General features: G+C 49.1%; 28 protein-coding genes. 27 read left to right on the top strand and 1 reads right to left on the bottom strand.

Annotated features, from left to right (window positions below; translation table 11 throughout):
* The 17 genes from ssuE (at position 1) to MKY23_RS22675 (ending at position 16,688) form a co-directional block, all read left to right on the top strand.
* Positions 1–549, top strand: a complete 549-nt coding sequence (gene ssuE / locus MKY23_RS22755; RefSeq protein ID WP_339832426.1) for an NADPH-dependent FMN reductase — start codon at positions 1–3, stop codon at positions 547–549.
* A 45-nt stretch (positions 550–594) separates the two neighbouring features.
* Positions 595–1,467 carry a LysR family transcriptional regulator gene (locus MKY23_RS22750; protein ID WP_123064643.1) on the top strand — a complete coding sequence of 291 codons (873 nt, stop codon included), beginning with the start codon at positions 595–597 and terminating at the stop codon, positions 1,465–1,467.
* Between the two features lie 71 nt (positions 1,468–1,538).
* Complete coding sequence (locus MKY23_RS22745; protein WP_339832422.1) at positions 1,539–2,822, top strand: amidohydrolase; 1,284 nt, start codon at positions 1,539–1,541, stop codon at positions 2,820–2,822.
* 343 nt (positions 2,823–3,165) lie between these two features.
* Positions 3,166–4,032 (top strand): diaminopimelate epimerase, encoded by an 867-nt coding sequence (locus MKY23_RS22740; RefSeq protein ID WP_253491593.1) that lies wholly within the window; start codon positions 3,166–3,168, stop codon positions 4,030–4,032.
* Between the two features lie 60 nt (positions 4,033–4,092).
* A complete protein-coding gene (locus tag MKY23_RS22735; RefSeq protein WP_154891027.1) occupies positions 4,093–4,887 on the top strand; it encodes a methyltransferase domain-containing protein in 795 nt (264 codons plus the stop codon).
* A 51-nt stretch (positions 4,888–4,938) separates the two neighbouring features.
* Entirely contained in the window at positions 4,939–6,240 is a 1,302-nt protein-coding gene (locus MKY23_RS22730; RefSeq protein ID WP_339832416.1) for an opine metallophore biosynthesis dehydrogenase, read from the top strand.
* Between the two features lie 169 nt (positions 6,241–6,409).
* Positions 6,410–8,026, top strand: a complete 1,617-nt coding sequence (nikA, locus tag MKY23_RS22725) for a nickel ABC transporter substrate-binding protein (RefSeq protein WP_339839648.1) — start codon at positions 6,410–6,412, stop codon at positions 8,024–8,026.
* Positions 8,027–8,038: 12 nt separating this feature from the next.
* Entirely contained in the window at positions 8,039–8,971 is a 933-nt protein-coding gene (gene opp1B / locus MKY23_RS22720) for a nickel/cobalt ABC transporter permease (protein WP_339832413.1), read from the top strand.
* The gene (gene opp1C / locus MKY23_RS22715) at positions 8,971–9,867 is read left to right on the top strand and encodes a nickel/cobalt ABC transporter permease (protein WP_339832411.1); all 897 of its coding nucleotides are present in this window, start codon (positions 8,971–8,973) and stop codon (positions 9,865–9,867) included. Before opp1B ends, opp1C begins: the two co-directional genes overlap by 1 nt.
* Positions 9,848–10,657 (top strand): ABC transporter ATP-binding protein, encoded by an 810-nt coding sequence (locus MKY23_RS22710; RefSeq protein ID WP_339832409.1) that lies wholly within the window; start codon positions 9,848–9,850, stop codon positions 10,655–10,657. The genes opp1C and MKY23_RS22710 overlap by 20 nt, the downstream gene beginning before the upstream one ends.
* Complete coding sequence (locus MKY23_RS22705) at positions 10,658–11,410, top strand: ATP-binding cassette domain-containing protein (protein ID WP_339832407.1); 753 nt, start codon at positions 10,658–10,660, stop codon at positions 11,408–11,410.
* A gap of 142 nt (positions 11,411–11,552) precedes the next feature.
* Complete coding sequence (locus tag MKY23_RS22700; protein ID WP_339832405.1) at positions 11,553–12,746, top strand: MFS transporter; 1,194 nt, start codon at positions 11,553–11,555, stop codon at positions 12,744–12,746.
* Positions 12,747–12,797: 51 nt separating this feature from the next.
* A complete protein-coding gene (locus tag MKY23_RS22695; protein ID WP_339832403.1) occupies positions 12,798–14,030 on the top strand; it encodes an MFS transporter in 1,233 nt (410 codons plus the stop codon).
* Between the two features lie 286 nt (positions 14,031–14,316).
* Positions 14,317–15,513, top strand: coding sequence for a GTP-binding protein (locus MKY23_RS22690; protein WP_339832401.1), 1,197 nt, complete (start codon positions 14,317–14,319; stop codon positions 15,511–15,513).
* A gap of 48 nt (positions 15,514–15,561) precedes the next feature.
* A complete protein-coding gene (rpsN, locus tag MKY23_RS22685; RefSeq protein ID WP_154985026.1) occupies positions 15,562–15,831 on the top strand; it encodes a 30S ribosomal protein S14 in 270 nt (89 codons plus the stop codon).
* Between the two features lie 38 nt (positions 15,832–15,869).
* Complete coding sequence (locus MKY23_RS22680; protein WP_339832398.1) at positions 15,870–16,211, top strand: DUF3024 domain-containing protein; 342 nt, start codon at positions 15,870–15,872, stop codon at positions 16,209–16,211.
* 231 nt (positions 16,212–16,442) lie between these two features.
* Positions 16,443–16,688, top strand: a complete 246-nt coding sequence (locus tag MKY23_RS22675; protein ID WP_339832396.1) for a hypothetical protein — start codon at positions 16,443–16,445, stop codon at positions 16,686–16,688.
* Between the two features lie 214 nt (positions 16,689–16,902).
* Here the strand turns inward: MKY23_RS22675 and MKY23_RS22670 are convergent, their stop codons facing one another.
* The gene (locus MKY23_RS22670) at positions 16,903–18,018 is read right to left on the bottom strand and encodes a helix-turn-helix transcriptional regulator (RefSeq protein ID WP_339832394.1); all 1,116 of its coding nucleotides are present in this window, start codon (positions 18,016–18,018) and stop codon (positions 16,903–16,905) included.
* A 305-nt stretch (positions 18,019–18,323) separates the two neighbouring features.
* On the opposite strand from MKY23_RS22670, the gene modA reads away from it, so the two are divergent.
* The 10 genes from modA (at position 18,324) to MKY23_RS22620 (ending at position 26,497) form a co-directional block, all read left to right on the top strand.
* Positions 18,324–19,205, top strand: coding sequence for a molybdate ABC transporter substrate-binding protein (modA, locus tag MKY23_RS22665; RefSeq protein ID WP_253491634.1), 882 nt, complete (start codon positions 18,324–18,326; stop codon positions 19,203–19,205).
* Entirely contained in the window at positions 19,202–19,891 is a 690-nt protein-coding gene (gene modB / locus MKY23_RS22660; RefSeq protein ID WP_186811754.1) for a molybdate ABC transporter permease subunit, read from the top strand. Before modA ends, modB begins: the two co-directional genes overlap by 4 nt.
* 289 nt (positions 19,892–20,180) lie before the next feature.
* Positions 20,181–20,513, top strand: coding sequence for a hypothetical protein (locus MKY23_RS22655; RefSeq protein WP_090919294.1), 333 nt, complete (start codon positions 20,181–20,183; stop codon positions 20,511–20,513).
* 345 nt (positions 20,514–20,858) lie between these two features.
* The gene (locus MKY23_RS22650; protein WP_090919291.1) at positions 20,859–21,146 is read left to right on the top strand and encodes a nucleoside-diphosphate sugar epimerase; all 288 of its coding nucleotides are present in this window, start codon (positions 20,859–20,861) and stop codon (positions 21,144–21,146) included.
* A gap of 23 nt (positions 21,147–21,169) precedes the next feature.
* A complete protein-coding gene (locus MKY23_RS22645; RefSeq protein WP_145335438.1) occupies positions 21,170–21,511 on the top strand; it encodes a restriction endonuclease subunit S in 342 nt (113 codons plus the stop codon).
* Positions 21,508–21,807, top strand: a complete 300-nt coding sequence (locus MKY23_RS22640) for a hypothetical protein (RefSeq protein WP_090919286.1) — start codon at positions 21,508–21,510, stop codon at positions 21,805–21,807. The genes MKY23_RS22645 and MKY23_RS22640 overlap by 4 nt, the downstream gene beginning before the upstream one ends.
* A gap of 1 nt (position 21,808) precedes the next feature.
* Positions 21,809–22,147: a hypothetical protein gene (locus MKY23_RS22635; protein ID WP_090919282.1), complete on the top strand. Its 339-nt coding sequence runs from the start codon at positions 21,809–21,811 to the stop codon at positions 22,145–22,147.
* 344 nt (positions 22,148–22,491) lie between these two features.
* Positions 22,492–23,586: a glycosyltransferase gene (locus MKY23_RS22630; protein ID WP_339839645.1), complete on the top strand. Its 1,095-nt coding sequence runs from the start codon at positions 22,492–22,494 to the stop codon at positions 23,584–23,586.
* Between the two features lie 64 nt (positions 23,587–23,650).
* Positions 23,651–24,793, top strand: a complete 1,143-nt coding sequence (locus MKY23_RS22625) for a glycosyltransferase (protein WP_244159292.1) — start codon at positions 23,651–23,653, stop codon at positions 24,791–24,793.
* A 78-nt stretch (positions 24,794–24,871) separates the two neighbouring features.
* Complete coding sequence (locus tag MKY23_RS22620; protein WP_339832383.1) at positions 24,872–26,497, top strand: glycosyltransferase family 4 protein; 1,626 nt, start codon at positions 24,872–24,874, stop codon at positions 26,495–26,497.
* The last annotated feature ends 14 nt before the right edge of the window (positions 26,498–26,511 follow it).

The raw sequence follows: 26,511 nt of genomic DNA, 5'->3' as shown, positions 1-26,511 counted from the left end.
ATGTCACATGTTGTCATTATCGCCGGAACCCCGTCCAAGCGTTCACGATTGACAGGACTTACGGATTATAGCAACCATACGTTAAGCAAAGCTGGTATTTCCGTTGAAGTGATTCAGGTGACCGATTTGCCGGCTGAAGATCTGGTGCAGGCCAAGTTCGATAGTCCGGCCATTCAGGATGCACTTGCCATTGTCGATGGAGCGGATGCCGTTATTGTGGCTACTCCGGTATATAAGGCAGCCTATTCGGGCGTGCTTAAGCTGTTTCTCGACCTGATTCCACAAGAAGGACTCCGGGATAAGGTGGCTCTGCCTCTCGTCATTGGCGGTTCAATTGCACATTTGCTTGCCATTGATTATGCTTTGAAGCCTGTGCTTACCGCGCTCGGCGGACGACATATCCTTGGCGGTGTATACGCAGTGGATCAGGGGATTGAACGCAATGAGGACGGAACATTTACACTTGCAGCAGATATTACCGCACGTTTAGATCGGTCTCTGGAAGAATTACGATTGACACTGGAAAAGGATGGGATTACGATATTCTAAAACCAAGTTTTTATATAGGAAAAATAAGTAGATACGGAGGCGCCCATGAATATAGAGAACATTGAAGCGTTTGTATATATCAATCACTACGGAAGCTTCAATAAGGCGGCTGAAGTACTCTTCTTGTCCCAGCCTTCGGTTACGGCACGTATTCAATCATTGGAAAGGGAGCTGGGATGCAAGCTGTTTGACCGACTTGGTAAGCAGATCGTGCTGACGGATGAAGGCCGCAAATTTTTACCGTATGCGCAGCAGGTGTTACAAGTGATCCAGAAGGGGAAACAGAAAATTCAGCAGCGTAGAACGACACCTGAGGCACTGCGCCTCGGAAGCACAGTATCGGTGTCCAACTATGTCATCCCCGATTTTCTGCCCCGAATCAAGGAGTCGTACCCCGAAGTCAACATTAAACTGACAACAGCAACAACGGATCAACTGATTGCCAAACTGCTCGGTCAGGAGATTGATCTGGCGTTTGTACGCAAGGTCATGCACCCTGCGATCCGTACCGTTGCTTTTTACGAAGATCCGATACAGCTATACGTGTACAGAGGACATCCTTTCATTGAAAGCGGACATGTCAGCATGGAGGCGATCCGGAATGAACAGCTGGTCTTTTTCGAGTGTGGTTCACTGGACTGGCTTCGCATTCACCGGGCCTTCGACTCCCTGGAGTACCCGCCGGATATTACATATCATGTCGATAATTCGGAAACAGCCAAAAAACTGGTTATGCAAGGTGCGGGCATCGCTTTTCTACCAGGGTTAACGGTGAAGAAAGAGGTACAGCGTCAAGAACTGTTTCCGATTCAAGTCCATGAGGTGGCAGGGGTGTCGCTGCAGATCAGCGTGGTGACTTTAAAAGAAGAATATTCGCCATTTGCAGAGCCTTTTGGGGAACTGCTGCGGCAATTATAGATGGACTGACAAGGCGAATCAGATTTCACCGTTATAGATTGGATAAATGAAGCATGAAAGGAGGGCTCAAGATGAAAAGTGATCTGGAGCAGAGGAGAGAACAGCTTGTGCAGCCGGAGAAAGAGCAACAGCAAGTTGAGCAGAGCGAGCAAGAGCAGGAAGCAGCGTGGACTTTAGATCCCCCATATGTGTCGCCACAGGTACAGGATGCGGAGCAAGAGCAGGAGTTCGCGGCACATCTGACCGCAATTCGGAGGCATCTTCATCGCAACCCGGAGCTTTCTGGTGAGGAAAAGGAAACGACAGCAGCTATTCGTAGCTGGCTGGAAGAGGAAGGCGTCCGCCTTGCCGATCAGTATAAACTGCGAACGGGGCTTGTCGCTGAGATAGGACAGGGAAGTGGCCCCGTCGTAGCGCTGCGAGCGGATATTGATGCCTTGCCTATTCAGGAGGAAACGAAGCTGGAGTTTGCTTCGCAGATTGCGGGCCGAATGCATGCATGCGGGCACGATGCGCACACCGCTATTTTGATTGGAGCTGCACGGTTGCTGAAACAGCGTGAATCCAGTTTGCCCGGTAAAATTCGCTTGATTTTTCAACCGTCAGAAGAGAAGGCAACAGGTGCCCGCCAAGTTATCCAGAGCGGCGCACTCGCCGATGTTCAGGCTATATTTGGTTTACACAATAAACCGGATCTGCGAGTAGGCACAGTGGGCATTCGTGAGGGAGCGTTGATGGCAGCAGCCGATGGATTTGTCGTTAAAGTGCAGGGCGTGGGCACCCATGCGGCTGTACCTGAGGCAGGCATCGATCCGATTGTGGTTGCTGCACATATTGTTACGGCACTACAGTCCATTGTAAGCCGGAATGTAGGTGCTCAGGAGAGTGCTGTACTCAGCGTGACGAAAATAAACAGCGGTACAGCCTGGAACGTTATTCCGGAGGAAGCGATACTTGACGGCACAGTGCGCACATTTGACGAGAAGGTGCGCGCCCGTATCCGGGAACGTTTCAACCAGGTCGTAGCTGGTGTGGCTGCAGCCTACGGCACAACGGCGACGGTACGCTGGATTCAGGGGCCGCCTGCTGTGGTCAATGATGCATCGCTGGCATTGGACGCAGAACAAGTCGTGAGTGAACTTGGGTTGAATCGTGTCAGACCGCTGCCTTCGCCGGCAGGAGAGGATTTTTCCTTTTATCAAAAAGAAGTGCCGGGTCTGTTCCTCTTTCTCGGGACATCGGGACCGCACGAGTGGCATCATCCGGGCTTTGATGTAGATGAGCAGGCTTTGCCAATTGGTGCACATCTGCTGGCAGAGCTGGCTGAACAGGCTTTGAAACGTCTGCAAGCCTAAATGGCAGTGATGTTGAAAAAAGTTGGACTTTTAATTTTGAATTCAAAATATATTCCTATTCTCGATCTGTAACATTTGTTTCAGAGCTGGCGCTAGTCGTCAGCTCTATTTTGTTTTATGTTCAAAAAATCGGGCAATCCGCAGGAACTTTTCGGTTATTCTAACACCGGAGTGTACGCATAAAATCCGGTTGTACAACAGGTATAGATGGAAATATTTGTTGACGACCCCCAATGAGTGTGCTATATTTTTCTCGTCCTTTAATCGTAATTATTACTATTAATGTCGAAATATGCAACGGAGAACTTCAATTCGAATCCAAAGAACAGGAGCCGCCGCCGCGATGAAACAAGAGATTGATTTTATCAAATGTAGTCCGACACAGAACATGACCCTTCTGGTGAGAACGGATCACGCATCCGAACATTACAGTGATATCGCTTCCAGCCTGATGTCTTATGATCATGTTCACGCTGAACAAGTCGGGTTCATCAAGCAGACACGAAGACCAGAAGCCGTTGCCCGCCTGGAGATGGCAGGAGGAGAGTTTTGTGGCAATGCTTGTATGGCGCTGGCAGCTCATATTGCAGCAGAAGCAGGGCTGGAGAAGCAAGCGTCCATGAATATCAAGCTGGATGTTTCAGGCACAGAGCGCTTGATCAGCTGTCAGGTGAAGCGGCGAGAGCATCGGTATGATTGCCGGGTTACGATGCCTGTTCCCGATCAGATCGAGCGGCGGAAGATTACGTTTGAAGGTATGGAGCTGGAGATAATCATTGTCCGGTATGCCGAATTCATTCACATCGTGATTGAAGTGCAACACGTTGATGACCTGATGAAGCGAAAGGCAGAACACCTTGCACGGTTACTTGGACTCACGATGGGAGACAAAATGATCGGTGTGTTGTTATATCACCCTGCTACGCAAGAGATGGCGCCCCTCATTTATGTCCCGCAGCTGGATAGTCTGATCTGGGAGAGAGGGTGCGGATCAGGTACGGCCTCTTTAGGAGCTTATCAGGCCTGGCTTAGGCAGAGCGAAGTCACCCAGTTGGTCAAGCAACCTGGAGGTGCAATTAAGGTGACCGCTCAGTGGGGGAGCCAAGGGGTGAAGGCCATAACGATTGAGGGAACTGTTGGCATTGTTGCCTATGGCACGGCTTTTATTGATACCTTACAGGAGCAGAGCAGGAGCGTTGTAGAGGTCTGAGCAGGTACCTGAGACTGAGATGTATGATGGTTGACCATGACAAGGTGAGGAGGAGAGGGAATGATCACGTTGATCCACTTGGAAACGAGACTACGTGTTTTTGCCGAACAATTTGGCAAGCTTGCGGTTAGATATGATCAGACGCTTGAGCACAGCGCGGAACTGGAAGCGGTGATTAACGGGTATTCACGGTTTGTGACCGACCCTGATCACAAGATCGCTTGGGGGATGTTGAGGCAAGCAGAACTGAAGGAGCTTGATCCGTTAGTTCAAGCGCTAAGACAAAAGTCCGCTCAGTGTGTCGCGATTATGGAGAAATATCGGGCATTGAAGCTGCAGGATGGAGAAGTGCAGATTGCGGATTATTTTAAAAATATCGAAGAGTGCATCGACAAAGAGTTTGGCAGCTTTCAGGTGACACCTGAATCCAAAGTGCTGCTGGTGGGTTCCGGTTCGTTTCCGATGACCCCTTTACTGATCGCTAAACGTACCGGAGCGGAGGTCGTTGGCATTGATATTGACGCAGAGGCGATTACGCTGGGGAGAAAAGTTATAGAGAAGCTCGGTGCTGGCTTGAACATTTGTTTAGAGCAGCAACTGCTGGAGGATCTGGCGTATACAAGGCAGGCGACACATGTTATTTTCAGCTCCACGGTGGCTAACAAGTATGACTTGCTCGATCAATTATATGCATTGACCAATGAACAAGTCGTTGTAGCTATGCGGTACGGCAATGAGTTGAAATCACTGTTTAATTATCCTATGAAAGAGACGGACGGTAGTAAATGGAGGCTCGCAGACAACATTTTGCGCCCGCATGATGTGTTCGATATCGCGTTGTACCAGAAGGCGTAAGAAGTCGAGTGAAGTGTAATCTGGTCTATGATTTTTTACAGGGAGGTATATATGAGCGGCGTTGAAAGAGTTCTGTTATGTGGCACGGGTCCTGTGTCCATTCAGCTTGCGGTAACCTTGAAAATACATCTGGGCTGTAACGTGGGTATGGCGGGTAGGGAATCGGTGCGGTCAGCATCGTTCTTTGCATCACTGGAACAGAGCCAGCAACACGTTCAGGTGACGATTCAAAATAAGAAGCATCGACCCTTGGCCGGGGGATGTACAGTGGATCAAGTATTTAAGGGATACAACACCCTTGAAGGGGAGTGGGATACGCTGATATTGGCAGTCACCACCGATGCTTATATCGATGTACTCCAAGAAATCAATGATGAATTCGTTAAACAACTGAAATTCGTTATTTTGGTTTCCCCAACCTTCGGTTCCAGTCTCCTGGTGAGCCAGTATTTGCTTGAGCGGAATGCATCCCCGGAAATCATCAGCTTTTCCACCTATCTGGGCGATACCCGCTGGGTGCATGAACAACCGTCCAATGAAGTGATCACCACGGGAGTCAAAAGGAAGGTTTACATCGGCTCCACGGTTCCCTCTTCAACCTATGTACAGCAATTAAGCGAGTTATTCGAGCGGTTGCATATTTCACTCGCCGTCATGTCTTCCCCACTGGAAGCCGAAACAAGAAATATTTCGCTGTACGTGCACCCACCGCTTTTTATGAATGATTTTTCGCTAGAAGTGATTTTTGGTGAGCAACGGGTTCAAAAGTATGTTTACAAGCTTTATCCCGAAGGGCCGATTACACCCGCGCTCATTCGCAGTATGCGGTCACAGTGGCAGGAGATCCGGCAGATTACAGACAGACTTCATATTCAGGGAGTAAACCTGCTGCAGTTTATGACGGATGACAATTATCCAGTTCGATTAGAGAGTTTATCACGTCAGGATATCGAGCAGTTTGATCAATTCGAGGCCATCCATCAGGAGTTTTTATTATACATACGGTACGCCTCATTATTGATTGATCCGTTCTCGGAACCGGATGCTAACGGCACATATTTTGACTTCTCCGCTGTTCCGTTCCGCCGAATATTTATAAACCGCGAGGGTGAACTCGACGTTCCGAGAATGCCCAAGGAAGACTATTACCGCATCAAAATGATTCAGGGCATCGCAAGACATGTGAATGTCGACTGTCCAACGATAGATCATTTCATTGCCACATATGAAGCAAAGCTTCAGGAAGTGACGCGTACACATCCAGATCAGCGCCTGTCGACAGCGTTTGTGATCCAGTCGTTTGGGCAGGATGTTCGCATGATCTGTAACGGACTTACGGGCAGTAAGGTCTAAATATAGCTGAAGAAGCAGAGCTGAAAGCTTTAGGAAAGAAAGTCATATCGCAAGGTGGTACTGCAATCGAAGTGGCATGGAGTAACAAGCAATGATCTGCTTGAATCTAATTTGTTTATCAGGGGGAACTGTGGTGAGAAAAAGACGTACTTTTACACGCATCGTAACAATGGTCGCGGTCATTGCGATGATATCGGGTTGTGCTCAGAATGCCACCAAGGAGAACAGCCAAGCGGCATCAGGAGTTAGTAAGATCAACAATGAAATTATCTATGCTTCCGCGAAAGATATCAACGATATGAATCCACATCTGTACACAGGCTCAATGCCTGCGCAAGGCATGGTGTATGAATCTCTGGTCGAGAACACGGCTGAGGGAATCAAACCCTTGCTGGCCGAATCATGGGACATCTCCAAGGACGGCAAAACGTACACCTTTCATCTGCGCAAAGGGGTGAAGTTCCATGACGGCGAGCCATTTAACGCCGAAGCAGTCAAACAGAATATCGAAGCGGTTCAGGCCAATGCCGAGAAACATGCCTGGATCAAGCTCTCCACGAAGCTGAAGGATGTCAAAGTGAAGGACGAATATACCGTGGAGTTGGTTCTGTCAGATGCCTATTACCCGACGCTGGTAGAGTTGTCCATGACCAGGCCGTATGTCTTCATCTCACCAAAGGATTTCAAAAAGGGTGGAACCAAGGACGGGGTGAACGGTTTCCATGGGACTGGGCCGTACAAGTTGACGGGGCACAAGGTCGAAGAAAATGCCACCTTTGAAGCCAATACGGAATACTGGGGCGGTGTACCTGCCATTCAGAAAATTACGGCCAAAGTGCTTCCCGCTGGAGAAACGACCTATCTCGCACTGCAAAAAGGCGAAATCAACTTTGTCTTCACGGATGACCGCGGGGCTGACAGCATTGATGTAGAAGCGATGGATCAGCTCACTGCATCCGGCGAGTATCAGGTGGTGCGAAGTGATGCGATGAACACGGCGATGATTGTGGCGAATAGCAGCAAGCAGAACAGCCCGGTTCATGAAAAAGCGGTGCGGGAAGCGTTATGGATCGGTATCGATCGGGAGACGATCAGCAAGGATATTTTTAATGGCACGCAGACGGTAGCGAGTACGTTGTTTTCATCGAATGTGAACTACGCTAATGTCGATCTAAAGGTTCGAACGTATGATCCGGAAGCAGCTAAACGTCTGCTGGATCAGGCAGGCTGGACTTTGGCAGAGGGCAAGACGGTGCGTACAAAGAACGGCAAACCTTTAGCGATGAAGCTGTATTACGACAGCAATTCATCCTCACAGAAAATGCAGGCGGAGTTCATCCAATATGCGATGAAAGAGATCGGTATGGAGCTTGATCTGACAGGTGAGGAGTCCTCTTCCATTGCGAACCGAAGAGCGACCGGGGAATATGACCTGTTGTTCAACCAGACCTGGGGACTTGCGTATGACCCGCAGAGCACCATCGCCGCTTTTACATCGGATTCGGCGTACAAACATACGACAAGTGGCATTGCCGAAGCGCATGAACTGTATCGGAAAATCGATCAGGTAATGAGCTCGACCGACGATGACTCAACAACCGCATCTCAACATGGGGATTCGAGAAAAGCACTTTATGCGGATATTTTAAACATAGTACATGATGAAGCGGTGTTCATCCCGCTTACGAACGGGCGTGTCACCATTGTTGCTCCGAAACGCCTGCAAGGCATTACCTTTAAACAGACACAGTATGAATTGCCTTTTGAAAAGATGAAATTCGAGTAGAGGGGGAGGGATATGGGAAGTTATATTGCCAAACGACTGCTGCTGACCATCCCTTTGCTGGTCGTCATTTCGTTAATTACTTTTCTGTTGATCAATCTCTCCCCACTCGACCCGGCCGTCGTTGTCCTACAGGCTCAGGATGTACCGCAGATCACCGATGAACTGATCGCTCAAACGAATGAAGCGCTGGGTTTTAACCAGCCTTTCCTCGTTCGTTATATGGACTGGATGGCGGCCGTTGTACAGTTTGACTTCGGATATTCTTACGTGTCCGGTGAGTCGGTGTGGTCTTTAATCGGGCCGGCTTTACTGAATACGTTAAAGCTTACGCTGGTATCCTCCGTCTTCATCATCCTTTTGTCCATAGGGCTTGGCGTGTTCTGTGCTTTGAAAGAAGGGAAGCTGCTGGATCAATCGGTCAGAGGTGTCTCCTTTTTCCTGACAGCGATGCCGTCTTATTGGCTTGCGGCCATCCTGATCTGGTATTTTTCGGTGAAACTAGACCTGCTGCCGACCAGTGGCATGGACTCTTATCGTAGTTACATTCTGCCTGTGCTGGTGATCACGGTCAGTTATACGGGCATTTATTTTCGGACGGTACGTAGTGCGATGCTAAGCAACATGAATGAGGATTATGTGTTATATGCGCGCGCGAGCGGCCTTAGCGAGCGGAAGGTCATGCTGCACATTCTGCGTAACTCCCTGCAAGTCGCGGTGTCCATCTTCTGCATGGCGATTCCGATTGTACTGGGCAGTACCGTTGTTATTGAAAATGTATTTGCGTGGCCGGGGCTTGGCCGGCTAAGTGTAAAGTCGATTCTGAGCCGGGATTTTCCGATCATTCAGGCCTATGTGCTTATTTTGGCGGTAACGTTTGTGGTATTTAACATGCTTTCGGACCTGATCAATGCCGCGCTTAATCCTCGTTTAAGAAAGGAAATCTGATGCGACTATTCAAAAATCTGAGCCGTGACAAACTCGCCGTGACCTCTCTTGCCGTTATTGTCGTGACCCTTGTTCTGGGAATCTGTGCACCTCTCGTTGCACCTCATGACCCTGGAGCTGTCAACATGAAACTACGCTATGCCTCACCTTCCTGGCCTTATCTGTTAGGCAATGACCACCTTGGCCGATGCGTCTTATCCAGACTGATCTACGGTATCCGTCCGAGTGTGTTATGGGTGCTGGCGGCACTCGGTTTCTCGGTACTGATCGGTGCGGCGGCGGGATTTGCCGCAGGGTATTTCAAAGGTAAAGTGGATGCGTGGTTGATGCGAATCTGTGACATTATGCTGTCTTTTCCCGGGTATGTGATGACGCTGGCGGTGGTTGGCATTTTGGGGGCGGGACTGGAAAATATTCTGATCGCCTTTGTCTGCATGAAATGGGCCTGGTTTGCGCGTGTCATTCGTACTTCCGTGATGCAGTTCGCGGACATGGATTATGTGAAATTCGCCAAAGCTTCGGGCATACCCAGTTGCACGATTATTACACGTCACATCATTCCGGTAACCTTTGCCGATATCGCGGTAATCTCCAGTGGTGCAATGTGTTCCATGATGCTTCAGGTATCGGGGCTATCTTTCCTTGGTCTGGGCATTCAGGCACCCCATGCAGAGTGGGGCATGATGCTGAATGAGGCGAGAGAAGTCATGTTTTCCAGACCTCAATTGATGCTTGCACCGGGGCTTGCGATCGTTGTTGTGGTATCGGCTTTTAACTTTTTATCGGACTCACTGCAGGTGGCGTTAGACCCTAAATTAATGAACTCTCCTGACAAGCGGGATAAATCTCGTGAAAGAGAGGTGAGAAAGGCGGCTTATGAATATAGTCGAGGTTGAGCATCTGAAAGTGTGGGATAACCATACCAATCAGGCCATTGTTCATGACAGTTCATTTACGGTGCGGCAGGGGAGTTGCATGGCGATTGTTGGGGAGAGCGGCAGCGGTAAATCCGTCACATGCAGAGCGCTGATGCGGCTGAATAAGCCCAATATGCGCCAATCGGGAAAGATGCTGTTTCAGGGCACAGACCTGAATCAGCTCTCCGAAAAGGAGATGCGGCGTCGACGAGGCAAGCAGCTGTGTATGATTTTGCAGCAGGGCATGAGTGCATTTGATCCTTCCTGTGTGATTGGTGTACATATCCGGGAGACGTTGCAGACGCATTACCATTGGAATACCCGTGAGCTGGAGCGGAGAATGCGGCTCGCAATGGAAAGTGTCATGCTCCGAAATCCGATGGACATTCTGAACAAATATCCCCATCAGTTGTCTGGCGGCATGTTGCAGCGAATTATGATTGCACTCGCACTCGTGCTCGAACCGGATTTGATTATTGCGGATGAGCCAACCACGGCGCTGGACACGATCTCCCAGTACGAAGTGCTGGAGCAACTGATTCAGCTGCGTGAACGTATGGGATGCTCCATGATCTTTATCTCCCATGATCTCGGCGTTGTGCGGAAGATTGCGGATGATGTGATGGTTATGAAAGACGGGAAAATTGTCGAGCAGGGCACCATGCAGTCTGTTTTGCAGGAGCCTACCCACGCGTATACCCGTTACCTCGTATCTACCCGGCTGGAACTGAGCAATCATTTCAAAGCATTGATGCAGGAGGGATCATAGATGCTAACGGTAGAGCAGGTTGAAAAATCATATGTACAAGGCGGACTATTCTCGAAGCGTCGGCAGCAGGTGTTGAAAAAGGTGACCTTGGAATGCCGGCATGGTGAATGCCTCGGCATTATTGGGGAGAGTGGCAGCGGCAAATCCACACTGGTTCGGTTGATGCTGGGACTGGAAAGCCCGGATCGCGGCACCATCCGGCTGGAGGGAAAAGATGTGAAAGATCGGCGCGTGCGGATGGGCCGCATCAGCGCAGTTTTCCAAAACTATACCTCATCCATCAATCCGTTTCTTACGGTGCAGGATGCGATTATGGAGCCGATGAAGGCACTCCAAAAGTCAGGACAAGGACAGCAGATTAACGCAAAAGTAGATACACTGCTTGCCCAAGTTGGACTGGACTCATCCTATCGTCTTAAGTATCCGCATGAGCTGTCCGGCGGGGAAGCACAGCGAGTCTGCATCGCGAGAGCAGTATCGACAGAGCCGCAGTATCTTGTACTGGACGAAGCCGTCAGCTCGCTGGATGTGTCGGTCCAGATTCAGGTTTTGCAGTTGCTGAAATCATTGAAAAGCCTGTACAAGATGAGTTATGTCTTCATTACGCATGATATTCAGGCGGCAGCCTATATCTGCGACAGGTTTGTTTTTTTCAGAGAAGGCCAGATTGAAGAAACGGTTTCGGTTGATCAGTTAAAACATGTGCAGTCTGACTATGCTCAACAATTGTTGAGTCATCTCATTTCACTATAGCGTGGAGAAGTGGGGGAGCCACGTATGTAGCCCATGAAACCGTCTTGAGTGAAGGGACAAGGAAGTGTTCTCAGTGGAAACGGTTTGAATCGCCTACGTGTGTAAGTTGGGAGAGCATTATAAGTAAGGGGGAACAGTTGTTGTGAGTGGGGCAATGTCATGGCCTTTTTTGCGTTTGTACATTTTGGTGCTACTCTACTTCAGTGCCAATGCTATTCTGAATGTCATTATTCCATTGCAGGGGGCATTCCTCGGTGCGAGCAGTACGACGATCGGGCTGATTATGGGTGCGTATATGTTTACAACGATGTTTTTCAGACCGTGGGCAGGCAAAATGATTCAAAAACACGGGCCGATCAAAGTGTTACGAATTATTTTGATTATCAATGGGTTTGCACTGATCCTCTATACGTTTACAGGGCTTGGCGGTTATCTGATTGCCCGTATTTTGCAAGGGGTATCGACGGCCTTTTTTTCCATGGCGCTACAGATTGGCATTATTGATGCACTACCGGAGAAAGACCGCTCTCAGGGCATCTCCTATTATTCGTTGTTCAGTTATATTCCGGGCATTGTTGGCCCGGTGCTTGCTTTGGCCATTTGGCAGACCGGAGGCATGGATTATTTTACAGTGGTGCTGATCGGGATCGCGGTCTGTACAGGGGTGTTCGGATATACCGCCAAGATGGAAAAAGATAAGGAGAGGACACAGGCGGCTGCAGATGTATCCGGGCAGAACGTGAGTATGTGGGAGTCTTTCGGACAGCTGGTGAATAATCCACTGTTGTTCCGTTGCAGTGTGCTGATGCTGAGTGCATCGGTGGTATTTGGCGCGGTCACTACATTTATTCCGCTGTATGCAAGTCAGGTTCCTGGCGGCAATGCTGGCGTATACTTGATGTTGCAGGCGGGTACAGTGGTGCTGGCTCGAATCGCACTCCGCAAACGCATTCCTTCGGACGGGAAGTGGCATTCACCGTTTATCATGACCACGATGCTGTTGCTGGCTGTTGCGGCACAGTGTGTGAGTTTTTCCGTTACGGGAGGCATGCCCTTCTTTTATTTTGGTGCAGTTCTGATGGGGATCGCTCAAGCCATTTTGTATCCAACGTTCACGACGTATCTGTCCTTTGTTTTGCCTCAGCTGAACCGCAATGTACTCATGGGTTTGTTTATTGCGACGGCTGATTTGGGCATTTCGCTCGGGGGTGTGGTCATGGGACCGATTGCTGATCTGTCGTCCTATTCATTTATGTACACGATCTGTGCTATTCTAGGAGCGGTAATGATCGTTTTTGCCTATGAACGGCGTAAAGCGACTACCAGAACCTCATGAGCTGACGGCCAGAGAACGTGGGTACGTGTTAGAGAAAGCAGGTATGATCTATTGAAAGATTCTAGAACGACAACATCCAGTGGAAAATTAAACCCGGTATCGTTTTCCTTTATCGGGTTTTACATACTGGCTTTTTTGTTTTTTGCGGCGAATGCGGCGTTGACGATTATTTTGCCTTTGCGCAGTGAAGCCGCCGGGTTAAATCAGGCTGAAATTGGTCTGATGATGGGCAGTTACATGTTCACCTGTATGCTACTGCGGCCATTTGCCGCACAGATGCTGGGCAAGTATGGACCGCTCCGGGTTATGCGATGGCTGCTGATGTTACATGCCGGGACGTTGCTACTGTTTATCGTGTCCGGGGTGGAAACGTACCTGTGGCTACGGGCATTGCAGGGCGTGGCGACCGCATTTTTCTCAATGACGATGCAGGCAGGCATTGTAGAAAGACTGGAGGATAAGGATCGTGCGCAAGGCCTGGCGATGTACACCCTGTTTACGATGGTGCCTTCGCTAGTCATCCCGATTCTGGCCGTACAAATCTGGCAAAACGCCAGTGAGCTGGCGTTCACGCTGTTGATGATTGGACTGGCGGCACTCCCCTTGTTGCTCGGATACAAGGTGGATTTACCACAGAGTACGGTGCAGAACAAAACGTATACGCTGGGGGATATGCTTCGCTCGTTCAGTGGCATCTGGCGCAGTACACCCCTGCTCGTCAGCAGTGTGGTGATGCTGTTTGCATCCTGTGTATTTGGTGCGACAGCGACCTTTCTTCCGCTATATATGGTATCGACTGGTATGGCGAGCGCGGGTATCTTTTTGACGATTCAGGGTCTCGTGGTGATCCTGTGCCGATTCATTTTGCGCAAAAAAATACCGTCAGACGGCAGCTGGAATACGTGGCTTATGGCAGGTCTGATGTTATCTGCGGCACTGGGGACACAGCTGCTTAGCTTGATGGATACGCTGGGGCCATTTGTGTATATTTCTGCGGTGTTTAGCGGTTTTGCACTGGCTTTACTGTATCCAACACTGACCACGTATTTGTCCTTTGTATTGCCTGCGGATTCGAGGTATGTGCTTATGGGCATATTTATGTCCTCGTATGATCTCGGTTTTTCACTGGGCGGGCTGGCGATGGGCGTTGTGGTACAGATCAGCTCTTATTCCGTGATGTTTACCGTTTGTACGATGCTCTCTGTTGCCGCATTGATTGTTGTGGTGTTTTTCAGACAACGAATGGAAGCCGGGAATCAGGTTATTTCTACATCAGTGAATTGAGTTGGAAGGCTGGAGGAAAGACAGAGGTACGATGTAGATTTAGGTGCAGAGCTATAAATGAGACGGTACGGTTAAAGCTTATGGTTCTTCTGCGAAGCGCATCATGAATGCGAATGTGCAGGGGATTCATAAGCTTTTTTTTAATTATTTTTTACACGAGATACGAAAAAAGATTTGACAACGGCGTCAGGCAGGATTATAGTCATTGTTGTTAATCGTAATAATTACTATTAAATTCAGGGATCCACCGATCAAGGTGAACTGTACCTATAAGGAGTAGATCTATATGACACAAAAGCAAATACCGGTGACCGTTCTCAGCGGTTACCTTGGGTCAGGCAAAACGACGGTTCTGAATCATGTGTTGCACAATCGGCAAGGGCTGAAAGTCGCTGTAATCGTGAACGACATGAGTGAGGTCAACATTGATGCGGCTATGGTAAAAGGAGAGGCAACGCTCTCTCGTACCGAAGAGAAACTAGTGGAGATGTCCAACGGTTGCATCTGCTGCACTCTCCGAGATGATCTAATGCAGGAGATCGAAAAGCTGGTAAACGAAGGCAAGTATGACTACATCCTGATTGAGTCGACAGGCATCAGCGAACCTGTTCCGGTGGCACAGACATTTACATATGCCGATAAAGAGACGGGCATCGATCTGACAAGACTGGCGAAACTGGATTGTCTCGTGACTGTCGTTGATGCTAACCGTTTCTGGCATGACTATGCTTCGGGACAAAGCTTGCTGGATCGGAATCAAGCAACCGGGGAAGACGATACCCGTGATGTAGTGGATTTGCTCATCGATCAGATCGAAACCTGTGATGTGTTGCTGCTGAACAAGTGTGACCTTGTGGAAGAAGCAGAGCTTCACAAATTGGAGGGTATTATCCGCAAGTTGCAGCCGAGTGCCAAAATCATTCGTACGGTGAACGGACAGGTGAACCCGGTAGAGATTCTGAATACGGGACGGTTTGATTTTGAGAAAGTGAGCATGTCGGCTGGCTGGATTCAGGAGTTGGAAAAAGAGTCCCACACGCCAGAGACCGAAGAATACGGTATCGGATCATTTGTGTACCGCCGCAGGAAGCCGTTCCATCCTTCCCGTCTGGCTGAATTCATGAGCTACTGGCCGGAAGAGGTTGTACGTGCCAAAGGGGTGGTATGGCTTGCCGCTGAAGGAGATGTGGCTGCCAGTCTGAGTCAGGCGGGGCCATCCATTCAGTTTGGGCCTGCCGGACATTGGGTTGCCGCACTGCCGGAAGCGGACAAGCAAGAGATTTTGCGGACAGAGCCGGATGTGTTTGCTAAATGGGATGCCGAGTGGGGCGATCGCCAAACGGAACTGGTCATGATCGGCATTGATATGGAGCGTTCCATCATTGAAGATGAACTGGATCAATGTCTGCTCAGCGATGAAGAGATGCTGGCGGATTGGGGGCATTTTGAAAATCCGTTACCGTGGCCTGTCGAGGCTGTGTGAATTAATCAAATACTATACAAAACTTAAGAGGATAAGGAGCTGTTGAAGATGGCTAAAAAATCAAAGGTCGTGCGTGAGAAACAACGTCAGGCAATCGTAGCGAAGTATGCGGATCTACGCCGGGAACTGAAGAAAAAAGGTGATTATGAGGCGCTGCAAAAGTTGCCCCGTAACGCATCACCAACGCGATTAAAAAGTCGTTGCGAGATCACTGGTCGTCCGCGTGGATATCTGCGCAAATTCAAAGTTTCCCGGATCAAATTCCGTGAACTGGCTCATCAAGGTCAGATTCCGGGTGTTACCAAGTCCAGCTGGTAAGCATGATAAGCGGAGTACTTGATAAGGAGGTCTCTCCCATGTTGGATATGTTTACGCAGCGGCGCATTGTATCCTTGATGAACGGATATGTCCATGAGAAAGTACCAGCAGAGCTACGGACGATGGTGAAGTTAACCTATGAAATGAAGGATAATGAGTTGATTCTCAATGAAGAACGTCCTGCTGGACAACGACATCAGTGGGAGCGAATGCCGATCGCTCGCTTTTACTGGGAGGGAAACCAGTGGAAGGTGTACGCTAGCGATGATCAGCACAGCTGGAGTCCGGCGGATATGGTCGTGCCATGTTTCGATTTTGAGGATGTCTTGGAGCAAGTGGAGCGAGATGACTCCGGGATGTTTTGGCGTGAACGTGATTAAATAAATAATTATGGTGCATCTGCTGATAGAACTGAACTAACTAAAATAACTGGATAAGCGCGCATTGGCTATACGGGGATCGGAATCGTGAACAACGATTGGGGTCCTCTTTTTGTTTATGGTGGAAGATTGCACATACGGAGATGGAATACCATAATGTTAGACACTGGAACAGGCTGGTAGAAAGAAGAGAAGTGAGAGAGTAGGTGGAACAGCTGGTGGTGCGAATAAGTGGAGTATGTAAATGAAATTGCTGCAGTGGGCCTGGCTCGTGCCCCTGAAATTCTTCTAGTCCAAAATTCTAACGTTCCCCAGGAACGCTATTCACCCCAAAAAAGCGGGTTTGAAATTCTAACGATCCGTAGAAGCGTTATTTTGCTAGAATTAGCGATTTTGGTGGGGAAATCGGTGATTTTCAGCCGAATAAGCTCTGTGGTGATCATTAGAATTTTCAAACTGCGAAATGTGGCTAAATAAGCTCTGTGGTGATCGTTAGCGTTAGGAAGTGCAGGTGGAGTAGCAGTCATTTGTTGAAGAGAAGACATTGAACGTACTAGAGTACACGGGTTTCCTGCCACCGTAGACCGTACAACCATGCTACTATCTACACACTGCCATCCTTCCCCCTCTATCCCCGTTCACAACTCCTCCTTCATTCGTACACACTCCAAGCTACTCACCTCTCCCACAGCTAAGCCTCGAATAACACTTCGCCCGTACGCGATACGTCATATCCTTCAAATGCTCGCAGTTCTTGTCTGAACTCTGGAGATCGGAGGATGTGCAGAACGGATTCAATCCAGGCCTCGTTCCCCTGTTTTCTCAGCATGACCAAGTCGTAGCGCTCCTGCACGAGAGGAATGAAATCGACTTGCCCGACAAGGCGAGCGGCCTTCTCTATGCCGACACCTACATCGGCTTCACCGGAGCTGACTTTGGCTGCGACGCCCATATGACTTGTTTCCTCCACATCATATCCGAGTAGTCCAGCAGCAGAAATCCCGTGTAGCCGTAACTGCTCGTCCAGCAGCACTCTGGCGCCAGAACCTTTTTCCCGATTCGCGAGGCGCAGGTTAGATTGGTTTAGATCGGTCCAGTCGTTCAATTGACGGGGATTACCGCGTGGAACATATAGACCGGCAGGGCGAGACAGCAGGTTGACAACGACATAAGACCAGCCTGTTAAAATTTTGCGGATATATGGAAGATTATATTCTCCGGTGTCTCCGTCCAGCAGATGAGTGCTGACCAGGTCGGACTCCCCCCGATACATCGAGATTAGTCCATCCAGACTACCCATGAAAGAGCGTAGCGGACGAATGTTTCGGGATTGCTTCTCCATATGACGCATCAGGATATCCAGACTGACGTCCTGACCCGTAATCACCAGATGTCGGGCCGAACCCGCAATGTTCTGACCGTACCCGGTTAGACCGCTTGCGAATGAAGTTGAAGCCGTTTGAGAAGGGGACGCAATCCTATGATTAGATGTCATCGCATGCTGAGACTCGCTTTGATCCGTGACTGTGGATAAGCCAGCAACTGGGCTATGCTTCTGGACAGCCTCGGTCGATAGTTGCTCGGTTGTTGTCGTTCCAGGCAATACATTTGGCCTCGCCTGTGCCGGGGACTGGAGTTGCTTGGAACGGCGTTTGTAAGCATCCAGATCGGCAGCATCGATGCGCATCTGTTTGCCCACTCGGTAGGCGACAAGGTCTCCCTTTTTGATCAAATCATAGACAGTTAGTTTGGATATTTTAAGCAGCTTGGCTATTTCTTCGGTTGTGTAGGATTGCTCCTCCGTCATTAGTGAAGAACCTCCCTCTATATTATAAAGGCGTTAAAATTTTATATTGAAACCCTATATGTGTAGTCCACTCATAATCCAATTCTTATTTTCATCGATACAATGGCGTTTCTTGTACTATACCATTATTTGAAGACACGCATAAACCTTAGAACGCACAATAAATAGCTGACATATTGTCTCGGATGTAGAATGTGATTAATGTCACCTTCCTATTTCGTATGTTCTGTGTATAATTAGTTATAATCAATTATATCTAGTTATAACTAAACATGATATTAAACATGAAATATGGGGGAGAACAAATGAACAAACGAATTACATATGTACTTGGAACTATGTCACTGGGGCTGGCGCTTGTACTGGCTGGTTGCGGAGCCAACACAGACACAAACAAGCAAGATGCGGCTTCTTCCGCAACTCAACCAGCAGCTTCTGCACCAGCGGCATCCGGTGAAAAGACAACACCGGCAGCGACTGAGCCACTGGAAAAAGTCGAGCTGACGATATCCGCTGCAGCAAGTCTGACCGATGCAATGAAGGAGATCCAGACGAATTTTGAACAAGCCAATCCCAATATCAGCCTGAGCTTTAACTTCGGAGCGTCCGGTGCATTACAGCAGCAGATTGAACAGGGAGCACCGGCAGATATTTTTGTATCCGCGTCTGCGAAAAATATGAAAGCCTTGGTTGATGAGAACCTGATTGCCTCAAGCGACCAGAAGAACCTGCTTCAAAATTCATTGGTAGCTATTGTACCGGCGGATGGGACAAGCGCAGTAGCCAGTGAAAAGGATTTAACGAATGATGGCATCAAAACGGTAGCCATTGGCATTCCAGAGAGCGTACCTGCAGGTACTTATGCGAAGGAAGCTTTGACCAATGCGAAGCTTTGGGATCAGCTTGAGAAGAAGCTTGTTCAAGGCAAAGACGTAAGACAGGTTCTTCAATATGTAGAAACAGGTAATGCGGATGCAGGTTTTGTGTATAAAACCGATGCGCTGACTTCCAAGCAGGTAAAGATTGCGTTTGAAGTAGATAAAAACAGTTACACACCTGCCAATTATCCGCTAGGCATCATTGAAGGTACGAAACATCGCACGGAAGCTGAACAGTTCTATGCTTATCTGCAAACACCTGAAGTGCTGGATATCTTTGCGAAATACGGATTTTCGATTCCGAAATGAATATGAACGCGATCGATTGGTCCGTGTTCTGGCCCCCGGTGCGTCTGTCCCTTCAGGTGGCGCTGTTATCCAGCGTTATAGCGGTTGTGGTGGGGGTAGCTGTCGCTTGGAAAATGTCACGTACTACATTTCGCGGCAAAATTTTTCTGGAAACGATTCTGATGCTTCCGCTTGTGCTTCCTCCAACGGTGGTTGGATTCTTGCTACTGGTTATTTTGGGTCGCAGAAGTCTGCTTGGACGCTGGATCGAGGCGATCTTTTCGGCCCCTGTCATTTTTTCGTGGTGGGCTGCGGTCATTGCTTCTGTCGTTGTGGCCTTCCCACTGGTGTATCAGACGATGAAATCCGGTTTTAACGGGGTGGATCGAGACCTGGAGGATGCTGGACGATCTATCGGAGCGGGTGAATGGCAGGTGTTCCGCTACATTACGTTGCCACTGGCAGGCAGAGCATTAATGACAGCATTTATTTTGGGCTTTGCCCGCGCGCTGGGGGAGTTTGGCGCAACATTGATGATCGCTGGCAACATTCCAGGCAAAACACAGACGGTGCCAACGGCCATTTATGTCGCTGTGGATTCAGGAAATCAGACGATGGCCTGGGCCTGGACAATATCGATTGTGATCATCTCTTTTCTAATGTTACTTATGACGAGACAACAGCGCGATAGCAAAGCATCCTTTTAGTTTAAATAACTTGCGAATCATTGGTAATAATCTGCTGTAATAGGCAAAATGATATAAAACCCGCTCAGAGAATTTATTCTCGAATTGCGGGTTTTTATTATGAATCTGATGACATATGTCCTCAAAAGGGATGAAATTGATCATTATGGAAAAGTAAACCCCTTTTGAGCGAAAAAAAACAAATATTTTCCCGAAATTTTACCTTTCAGCACTCGCTTTCCATGGGCTTGTTCCTGTAAAATAGGAGGTAACTGATTCCAGCCAAGCATTGAAATAAGGAGAGACGACGATGAAGACTAAACCTGATTGCGACATATCGTTGCAAATCGATGATTATCTGGATCTTTTGCATTTTGCCATCCAAATTCAAGATCAGGAATGGCGCCAGTCCCTTATCCAGCAACTCAAAATATTTCAAACGGCACCGGAGCAGCAACATACTCCTGAAGAAGAATTATGGATGAGATTCGATTATATCAACAGCAAACTAACAGGTCTGTGTCATCAGATCCACGCCGCTCATTCTGTGGATGAACGCAAGAAGTTTGAAGAACGTGTTGGTGTTTTGCAACTACAGCGAGTGGAAGTGGCACGGAAAATCAAATGGGCAAGTCGCAGATAGCACGAAGTAAACAACATTGAAATACTACTTTGAAGTACAACGATGAATTACCCAATTCAAGAACAAAGCCATTCTCCGGTGCAGTCCAGGAGAGTGGCTTTTTTGCTTATGAATAAAAGCTTTCCCGGTTCATTTCCTCAGCTGTTATTTTCCTGACAGAAGTATGTAATTTGAGGGCATCGAAGCCAAGTAATTCATAGGATATGGGGATTATGCAATTTAACGATATAGGCGCAAGCTGGAGTAACTGACGCTCCCGGCCCGGCATATGCTGTAGCAGGCAAATGCTGATAGGCCGGTTTTTTTCTATGGGTGAAGCAGGCCTTAACCGAAAGGAGGAGCACCATGCAGAGCAAAATCGATGAAATTATTAACCATATCGCGCATTCCCACCAGCAGATTGCACGGGTATTGGACGCCAAACGTCAGGTTGCTGTGCGCATGTCGGAGATCATCCACCATTTGCCGGATAACGAGCCGGAACTGGATGGGGTTGAAGGTTTGCTGGACAGCTCGGGACAGATTAACAAAAGCATTATCTCCTACCTGGGAGGGCTTGCGGATCTGGAAGAAGCTGTGGCTGAGACGCTGACCCAGGTTATGCGGGAGATCGCGGTACAAGAGGAAGAATAGGCCCGGAAGGCGGGTGATGAAACATGAGCAGAGAACAAAGTCTCATTCTAATGCTGGATGCTGCAGCTAAAATGCAGTGGAACATTGCGTTAATTCTGGAAGCAAAAGCCATTGAGGCGGAAAAGGTACGGAATTGGACGCTGAATCATCTGAACGGGGACAGCTTTTTAACTCATGGCGATCAGGTTGGTGAACCCCTTAAAATGCATGAGCAACTGGTGGAATTGCTGGAAGGATTAACGCGCATGGAAACGGGACTATGCAACAACCTTAAAGCCGTGATGGTCCAGAATGACAGCGAAGATGGCGGCGGAATGGACGGGGGCATGTTTGGCGGCATGGATCTCGGGGATCTGGGAAAATGAGTCTGTTGCAGCGTGAGCAGGAGGTCAAACTGGCACTCATCGAATCGATTGCACATAGCCAGCAGGCGCTCGCCCGCATTCTGGACAGTGTAGCCAGTGTGTCTTCTCATTCGGAAGTATCCGCCCGCAGTCTCGCGGAGAATATACGTCTGCTTAGTCGTTATCAGGAAGAGATGTCTCGTATGATCACGGGGATCAGGCTGGCCCGAATTCGCCATGGGGAGCCAGGTCTGCCTTGGCTCAAAGACCCCGGATGTGTCGTTCGTACCGCCGGGGACCTACAGGAGGAATGCTGATATGTTAAAAAAGAAGTCCAGATTAAAATCCAAACGTGCTTTATTAGCGCGTGGTGCCCGCTTGCGTAAGATCCGCAAGTTGCGTGCGCTGAAATCTAAACGTGTCGTTCACAAGCGCACCGGCAAAGGACGTAGCGCGTGGCTGAAAAAAAAGAAACGTACGGTGCAGAGGCACCGGAACAAAAAACTTGTTCGACCTGTCGCCCCGGTTACCCCTACCGATCCAAACCCGGACAGTGCGTACAGTCAGGGATACAACGAGGCGTACAACGAGGGATTCAACGCGGGTTTCGCCAAGGGATTCGAGGACGGACATCAGCTGGCATACAAAGCGCAGTAATCGATGGAGTTGTTCAAGACATAGCTAATACTGACAATGCTATAAAAGATACAGATGATCCGGATATTTCGGCTAAAGAAAAAAGCGAATGACAATCATATCTCGATGATTGCTTATGGAGAATATACAGGTTAAGGCTACAGCCCGGAGGGACAGATCCCTCCGGGCTATTTGCATGACCGCAGTAGCGGACATGCCCGTGCAGGCGAACATGGAGGGCAGACGCCAATTTTGAGCCTTGCAGGACACCCGTCCATGATGCATCTGACCCCGAGGCATATCCTTTAGAGGGAAGACCAATCTCGTGGAGAGTCAGGAATGAGATCTCCTTGAAGGAAGACAGGGTGAAGAATGTGGCAAAACGAAGACACCGCCCGCTGACTGAAGCGGAGGCGGCCTACCGCGGCGGATATGCAGAAGGCCGCAGGTTTGGCGGCTGTCAGGCCATCATGGAGCGGGTGCAACCGTTCGAACCGACCCTGCGGGACATGAAGGTACTGTATATCCCGCAGGGATTCGATGCCATTGATCAGGGTGTCATTCTGGCACTGCAACAGTCGGTTCGAGAATGCGTTGTTGGATCGCCAGCAGCGATGTTGCAAGAAGCCAGCCAACACCGGCCTGATGTTGTTCTTGTGATGAATGGTCTGCACGTATTTCCCGAGAATCACCTGGAGCAGGTGAAGGGAATACGTGAACTGGGGATTCGAACGGCGGTATGGTTTGTCGATGATCCCTATTTCACGGAGGATACCGCGACCATCTGTCAGCATTACGACATCGTGTTTACTCATGAAGAGGCAGCTGTGCCCTTCTACACAAACCAGGGAGCAAGGCGGGTCATTTACATGCCACTGGCAGTAAATCCAGGCATGTATCATCCGCGCCGCACCGAGCCGCAATATCAATACGATATTTGCTTTATTGGCACTGGATTTTGGAACCGGATTGATCTGTTTAATCAGCTTGCACCTTACCTTGCGGATAAAAAAGTGTTCATTGCCGGAAGTCAGTGGAATCGGCTGGCACGGCTGGATGTACTGGGGCAGTTCATTCACGAAGGATGGATTGACCCGGAGGCAACGGTTGATTATTACAATGGCGCCAAAATCGTGATTAACGTACACCGAACTTGCGAGAATGGTGAGGATAATCGAAACACCCATCATTTACAGGGGAGATCGATCAATCCGCGCACCTATGAGATCGGTGCCTGTGGCACGATGCAGATTACCGATACTCGCGGAGATTTGCCCCGTTATTATCAGCCAGGGTATGACATTGAAACGTTCTCCTCAGCGGCAGAATTGCAGCGCAAGATCCACTATTACTTGCATCATGAAGAAGAACGCCAGACTCTCGCTTGGCGAGGTCTGCTCACTACCATGAATCGTCATACGTTTAACCGCCGCATTACCGAGTTGTTAGGACATCTGTAGTGTCTCTTCAGTGGAAGGGCAACCTCAGGAAGCAACGTTATCCCAAATAAAAAGGAGTGGCGGTATGTCTATCAAACACCGTAAAACCAGAAAGGTTCATCAACCACCTATACTCAGCCTGGCAGATCAGGCTCGTAAAAATGGAAGGCAGGCCGGATTTGACGCAGGCAAAGAAGAAGGGTATCTGCGGGGCCGCGCCAACTATATTGTAAATTGTGCTCAGGAGCCGCTACCTTTCCGGCAACTTCATGTGCTCTATGTTTCTTCGGGTAAAGGCTTCCCTTACTCTCCGCTGGATGAAGCCATTATGTCCACGCTTCAGGGGATGGTTGCTCAGGTGACGCTGTCTGATCCTCGCCAGCCGGTCTCTCAAGTGGCGCTGGAAACCCGTCCTAACCTGGTGCTTGTGCTGGACGGGATGGATATCCCTATCGAGCAGATCGATGCCATACGCCAAGCGGGTATTCAGACGGCGATCTGGCTCACAGATGATCCGTATTATACGGATATGACTCTGGAGATCGTGAAGCATTATGATCATGTATTCACACTGGAACTGAATTGTGTAGAACTGTATCGCCAGCATGGCTGCGCATCCGTGCATTATATGCCTTTTGCCGCTTTTACGAACCACTACTTCCCAATCACAACCCCTTCCCCACTGAAAAGAGATGTCAGCTTTATCGGCTCGGCATACTGGAACCGCGTATATTTCTTCAACCCGATTATGCCGCAACTCATGTCACATAATACAGTCTTTAACGGCATCTGGTGGGATCGACTGCCTGACTATACGGCTTATGGCGAGAAAATTGAGCTGGGTCGCTGGATGAGTCCTCAAGAAACAAATGATGTGTACAACGGCACCAAAATCGTTATCAATCTGCATCGCTCCCATGAGGATGACTCAGTCAACAATAATCAGATCAAAATTCCGCCAGCCTCACCAAACCCGAGAACGTTCGAGATTGCCGCCAGCACAACATTGCAGTTAACCGATGCACGCGACGATCTGGCGCGTTTCTATAAACCAGGGGTAGAGATCGAAACGTATTCTTCACCGCAAGAAATGCTTGAGAAAGTCGATTATTACCTCGCACATGAGAAAGAGCGGCGTGAGATTGCCCTGCGTGGGCTTGAACGAACGTTAAAAGATCACACGTATGATCGAAGAATCAATGAGTTGCTAAGCATTATATTCCCTTAATCTCGGCCAGGAGGAGGTGTGCACAGTGCCCCGTATCAGCTTGTCTGTTGTATACGGGGTCCGTGTGCGGCCATGGCAATGAAACCAAAACTAATGCTGTTTTCCCATGTGTGTAATACCCGCAGTATTACAGGAGCGGAGAAGCTTTTGCTTCATTTTATGAGAGAGATTGGCACGATCTTTGAATGTGTGCTTGTTGCACCGCAGGAAGGGAAACTTACCGGACTTGCACGAAGGTTTGGCATTCAGGTTCATATATGTAATTTGCCGATGCTTCATGGTGTGTACACACCGTATCAGGGGATTGCACAAGATGCGGAACATCTGCGGCACACTCCGGCATTTCAGGATGCGCTCTGGCTGATCCGAAGTCACGAGCCGGATATGGTTTTGACTAATACCTGCGTGAATGTCATGCCTGCTGTAGCGGCAAAATCGCTCGGGATTCCAGTCATCTGGAAAATTACCGAGATTATTCAAACGAATGAGCATACACCTGAAGCGATCCAGATGATTGGCCGGTATGCAGACTGGATTATCGGGATTTCCGAGACGGCAGCGTTACCGTTCAAACAAGCAGGTATGAGTGACAGGGTGACGATTATTCCTCCGACATGGGAGCCTGCTCTGCCTGCACCGGACCGCTGGCTTCATCTGCGTGAGCGAAAACGTAAGGAGCTTAGATTCAAGTCTTCGCACACCTGTATCGGTTATATTTCTTCCTTTATATACGATGCCAAAGGATTAAAACCCTTTGTTGATATGGCACTGAAGCTGTGTGAGACTCATTCACGCTGTCGCTTCTGGATCATAGGCGCACCGTCAGACAAAAAGTATTACGACGAATGTGTTTATCAGGTGAAACGCTCTGGGTATGCAAGGCGCTTTACGTTTACCACGTTTGAGGAAAATGTATCGTTGGCCTACTCCGCAATGGATATTGTGGTCATTCCCAGCATGGTAAAAGAAGGCTTCGGTATGACTGCGCTGGAGGGGCTTTATTTTGCCAAACCAGTCATCGCTTTTGCCCAGGGTGGCCTCAGTGAATTGATGGAATCCGTAGGCAGCAGTGCATTTCTGGCTCCGCCTGGGGATAGTGATGCACTCGTTACGCTGGCTACGACATTACTGAATGATTCCGAGCTTGCTTCCGATACCGGATGGCGTAACCGGACAGAAGCGGAAAAGCTGTACGGAATCGAAACCTACCGGGTGAAGTTGCATACGATGGTCACACAGTGGTTATTGCGTTTTCCCGGATGGTTCACATATATCCAGCCACCGAGTGGTCCTGTGCTGGCGTGGGGAGAAGGCGGACTACGTACAGTGATGAATCCCGATCCGGCCCTTATTCGAACGTTGTTGCTTCCAGAGAGTATTGTACAGCTTCTTCCTCGTTCTTCGTTGCCTCCGATAACCGTAACACAGCAGGGAGAGGGGGCAGGGAAACCCCGCGAAGAAGATCAACGGACTGAGCCAGAAATTCTTGTAGGTAAACGCCATCGTAAAAAACAGGTTCCCACTTCTCGCCGCAAGCTCAAAGAGTTGAAACGAACGATTCAAACCGGGAAGAAGAGCCGTTCGGCTCGTACTCGTAAAGTCAAAAGGCGGCACACATCTGCCTCGAATTTGTCCACTCGCAGACGCTCTTCCAGGAACAGACGACGTAGCCGGACGGCACGCAAAGGTTCCAAGTCACGGTAATAGACAAGGTTCAT

Source organism: Paenibacillus sp. FSL R7-0272 (assembly GCF_037969905.1).
Lineage (GTDB): Bacteria > Bacillota > Bacilli > Paenibacillales > Paenibacillaceae > Paenibacillus > Paenibacillus polysaccharolyticus.
Note: the sequence above shows the minus strand (reverse complement) of the source record. Positions and strands in the feature narration are given on the sequence as shown.

Coding starts and splice junctions, on each gene's coding strand:
- MKY23_RS22655 (WP_090919294.1), top strand. CDS start 20,181: ATGAAGACTAAACCTGATTGCGACATATCGTTGCAAATCGATGATTAT.
- MKY23_RS22705 (WP_339832407.1), top strand. CDS start 10,658: ATGCTAACGGTAGAGCAGGTTGAAAAATCATATGTACAAGGCGGACTA.
- rpsN (WP_154985026.1), top strand. CDS start 15,562: ATGGCTAAAAAATCAAAGGTCGTGCGTGAGAAACAACGTCAGGCAATC.
- MKY23_RS22730 (WP_339832416.1), top strand. CDS start 4,939: ATGAGCGGCGTTGAAAGAGTTCTGTTATGTGGCACGGGTCCTGTGTCC.
- MKY23_RS22635 (WP_090919282.1), top strand. CDS start 21,809: ATGTTAAAAAAGAAGTCCAGATTAAAATCCAAACGTGCTTTATTAGCG.
- nikA (WP_339839648.1), top strand. CDS start 6,410: ATGGTCGCGGTCATTGCGATGATATCGGGTTGTGCTCAGAATGCCACC.
- modA (WP_253491634.1), top strand. CDS start 18,324: ATGAACAAACGAATTACATATGTACTTGGAACTATGTCACTGGGGCTG.
- MKY23_RS22750 (WP_123064643.1), top strand. CDS start 595: ATGAATATAGAGAACATTGAAGCGTTTGTATATATCAATCACTACGGA.
- MKY23_RS22645 (WP_145335438.1), top strand. CDS start 21,170: ATGAGCAGAGAACAAAGTCTCATTCTAATGCTGGATGCTGCAGCTAAA.
- MKY23_RS22735 (WP_154891027.1), top strand. CDS start 4,093: ATGATCACGTTGATCCACTTGGAAACGAGACTACGTGTTTTTGCCGAA.
- MKY23_RS22650 (WP_090919291.1), top strand. CDS start 20,859: ATGCAGAGCAAAATCGATGAAATTATTAACCATATCGCGCATTCCCAC.
- MKY23_RS22620 (WP_339832383.1), top strand. CDS start 24,872: ATGAAACCAAAACTAATGCTGTTTTCCCATGTGTGTAATACCCGCAGT.
- MKY23_RS22745 (WP_339832422.1), top strand. CDS start 1,539: ATGAAAAGTGATCTGGAGCAGAGGAGAGAACAGCTTGTGCAGCCGGAG.
- MKY23_RS22680 (WP_339832398.1), top strand. CDS start 15,870: ATGTTGGATATGTTTACGCAGCGGCGCATTGTATCCTTGATGAACGGA.
- opp1C (WP_339832411.1), top strand. CDS start 8,971: ATGCGACTATTCAAAAATCTGAGCCGTGACAAACTCGCCGTGACCTCT.
- MKY23_RS22690 (WP_339832401.1), top strand. CDS start 14,317: ATGACACAAAAGCAAATACCGGTGACCGTTCTCAGCGGTTACCTTGGG.
- MKY23_RS22740 (WP_253491593.1), top strand. CDS start 3,166: ATGAAACAAGAGATTGATTTTATCAAATGTAGTCCGACACAGAACATG.
- MKY23_RS22640 (WP_090919286.1), top strand. CDS start 21,508: ATGAGTCTGTTGCAGCGTGAGCAGGAGGTCAAACTGGCACTCATCGAA.
- ssuE (WP_339832426.1), top strand. CDS start 1: ATGTCACATGTTGTCATTATCGCCGGAACCCCGTCCAAGCGTTCACGA.
- MKY23_RS22625 (WP_244159292.1), top strand. CDS start 23,651: ATGTCTATCAAACACCGTAAAACCAGAAAGGTTCATCAACCACCTATA.
- MKY23_RS22670 (WP_339832394.1), bottom strand. CDS start 18,018: ATGACGGAGGAGCAATCCTACACAACCGAAGAAATAGCCAAGCTGCTT.
- opp1B (WP_339832413.1), top strand. CDS start 8,039: ATGGGAAGTTATATTGCCAAACGACTGCTGCTGACCATCCCTTTGCTG.
- MKY23_RS22710 (WP_339832409.1), top strand. CDS start 9,848: ATGAATATAGTCGAGGTTGAGCATCTGAAAGTGTGGGATAACCATACC.
- modB (WP_186811754.1), top strand. CDS start 19,202: ATGAATATGAACGCGATCGATTGGTCCGTGTTCTGGCCCCCGGTGCGT.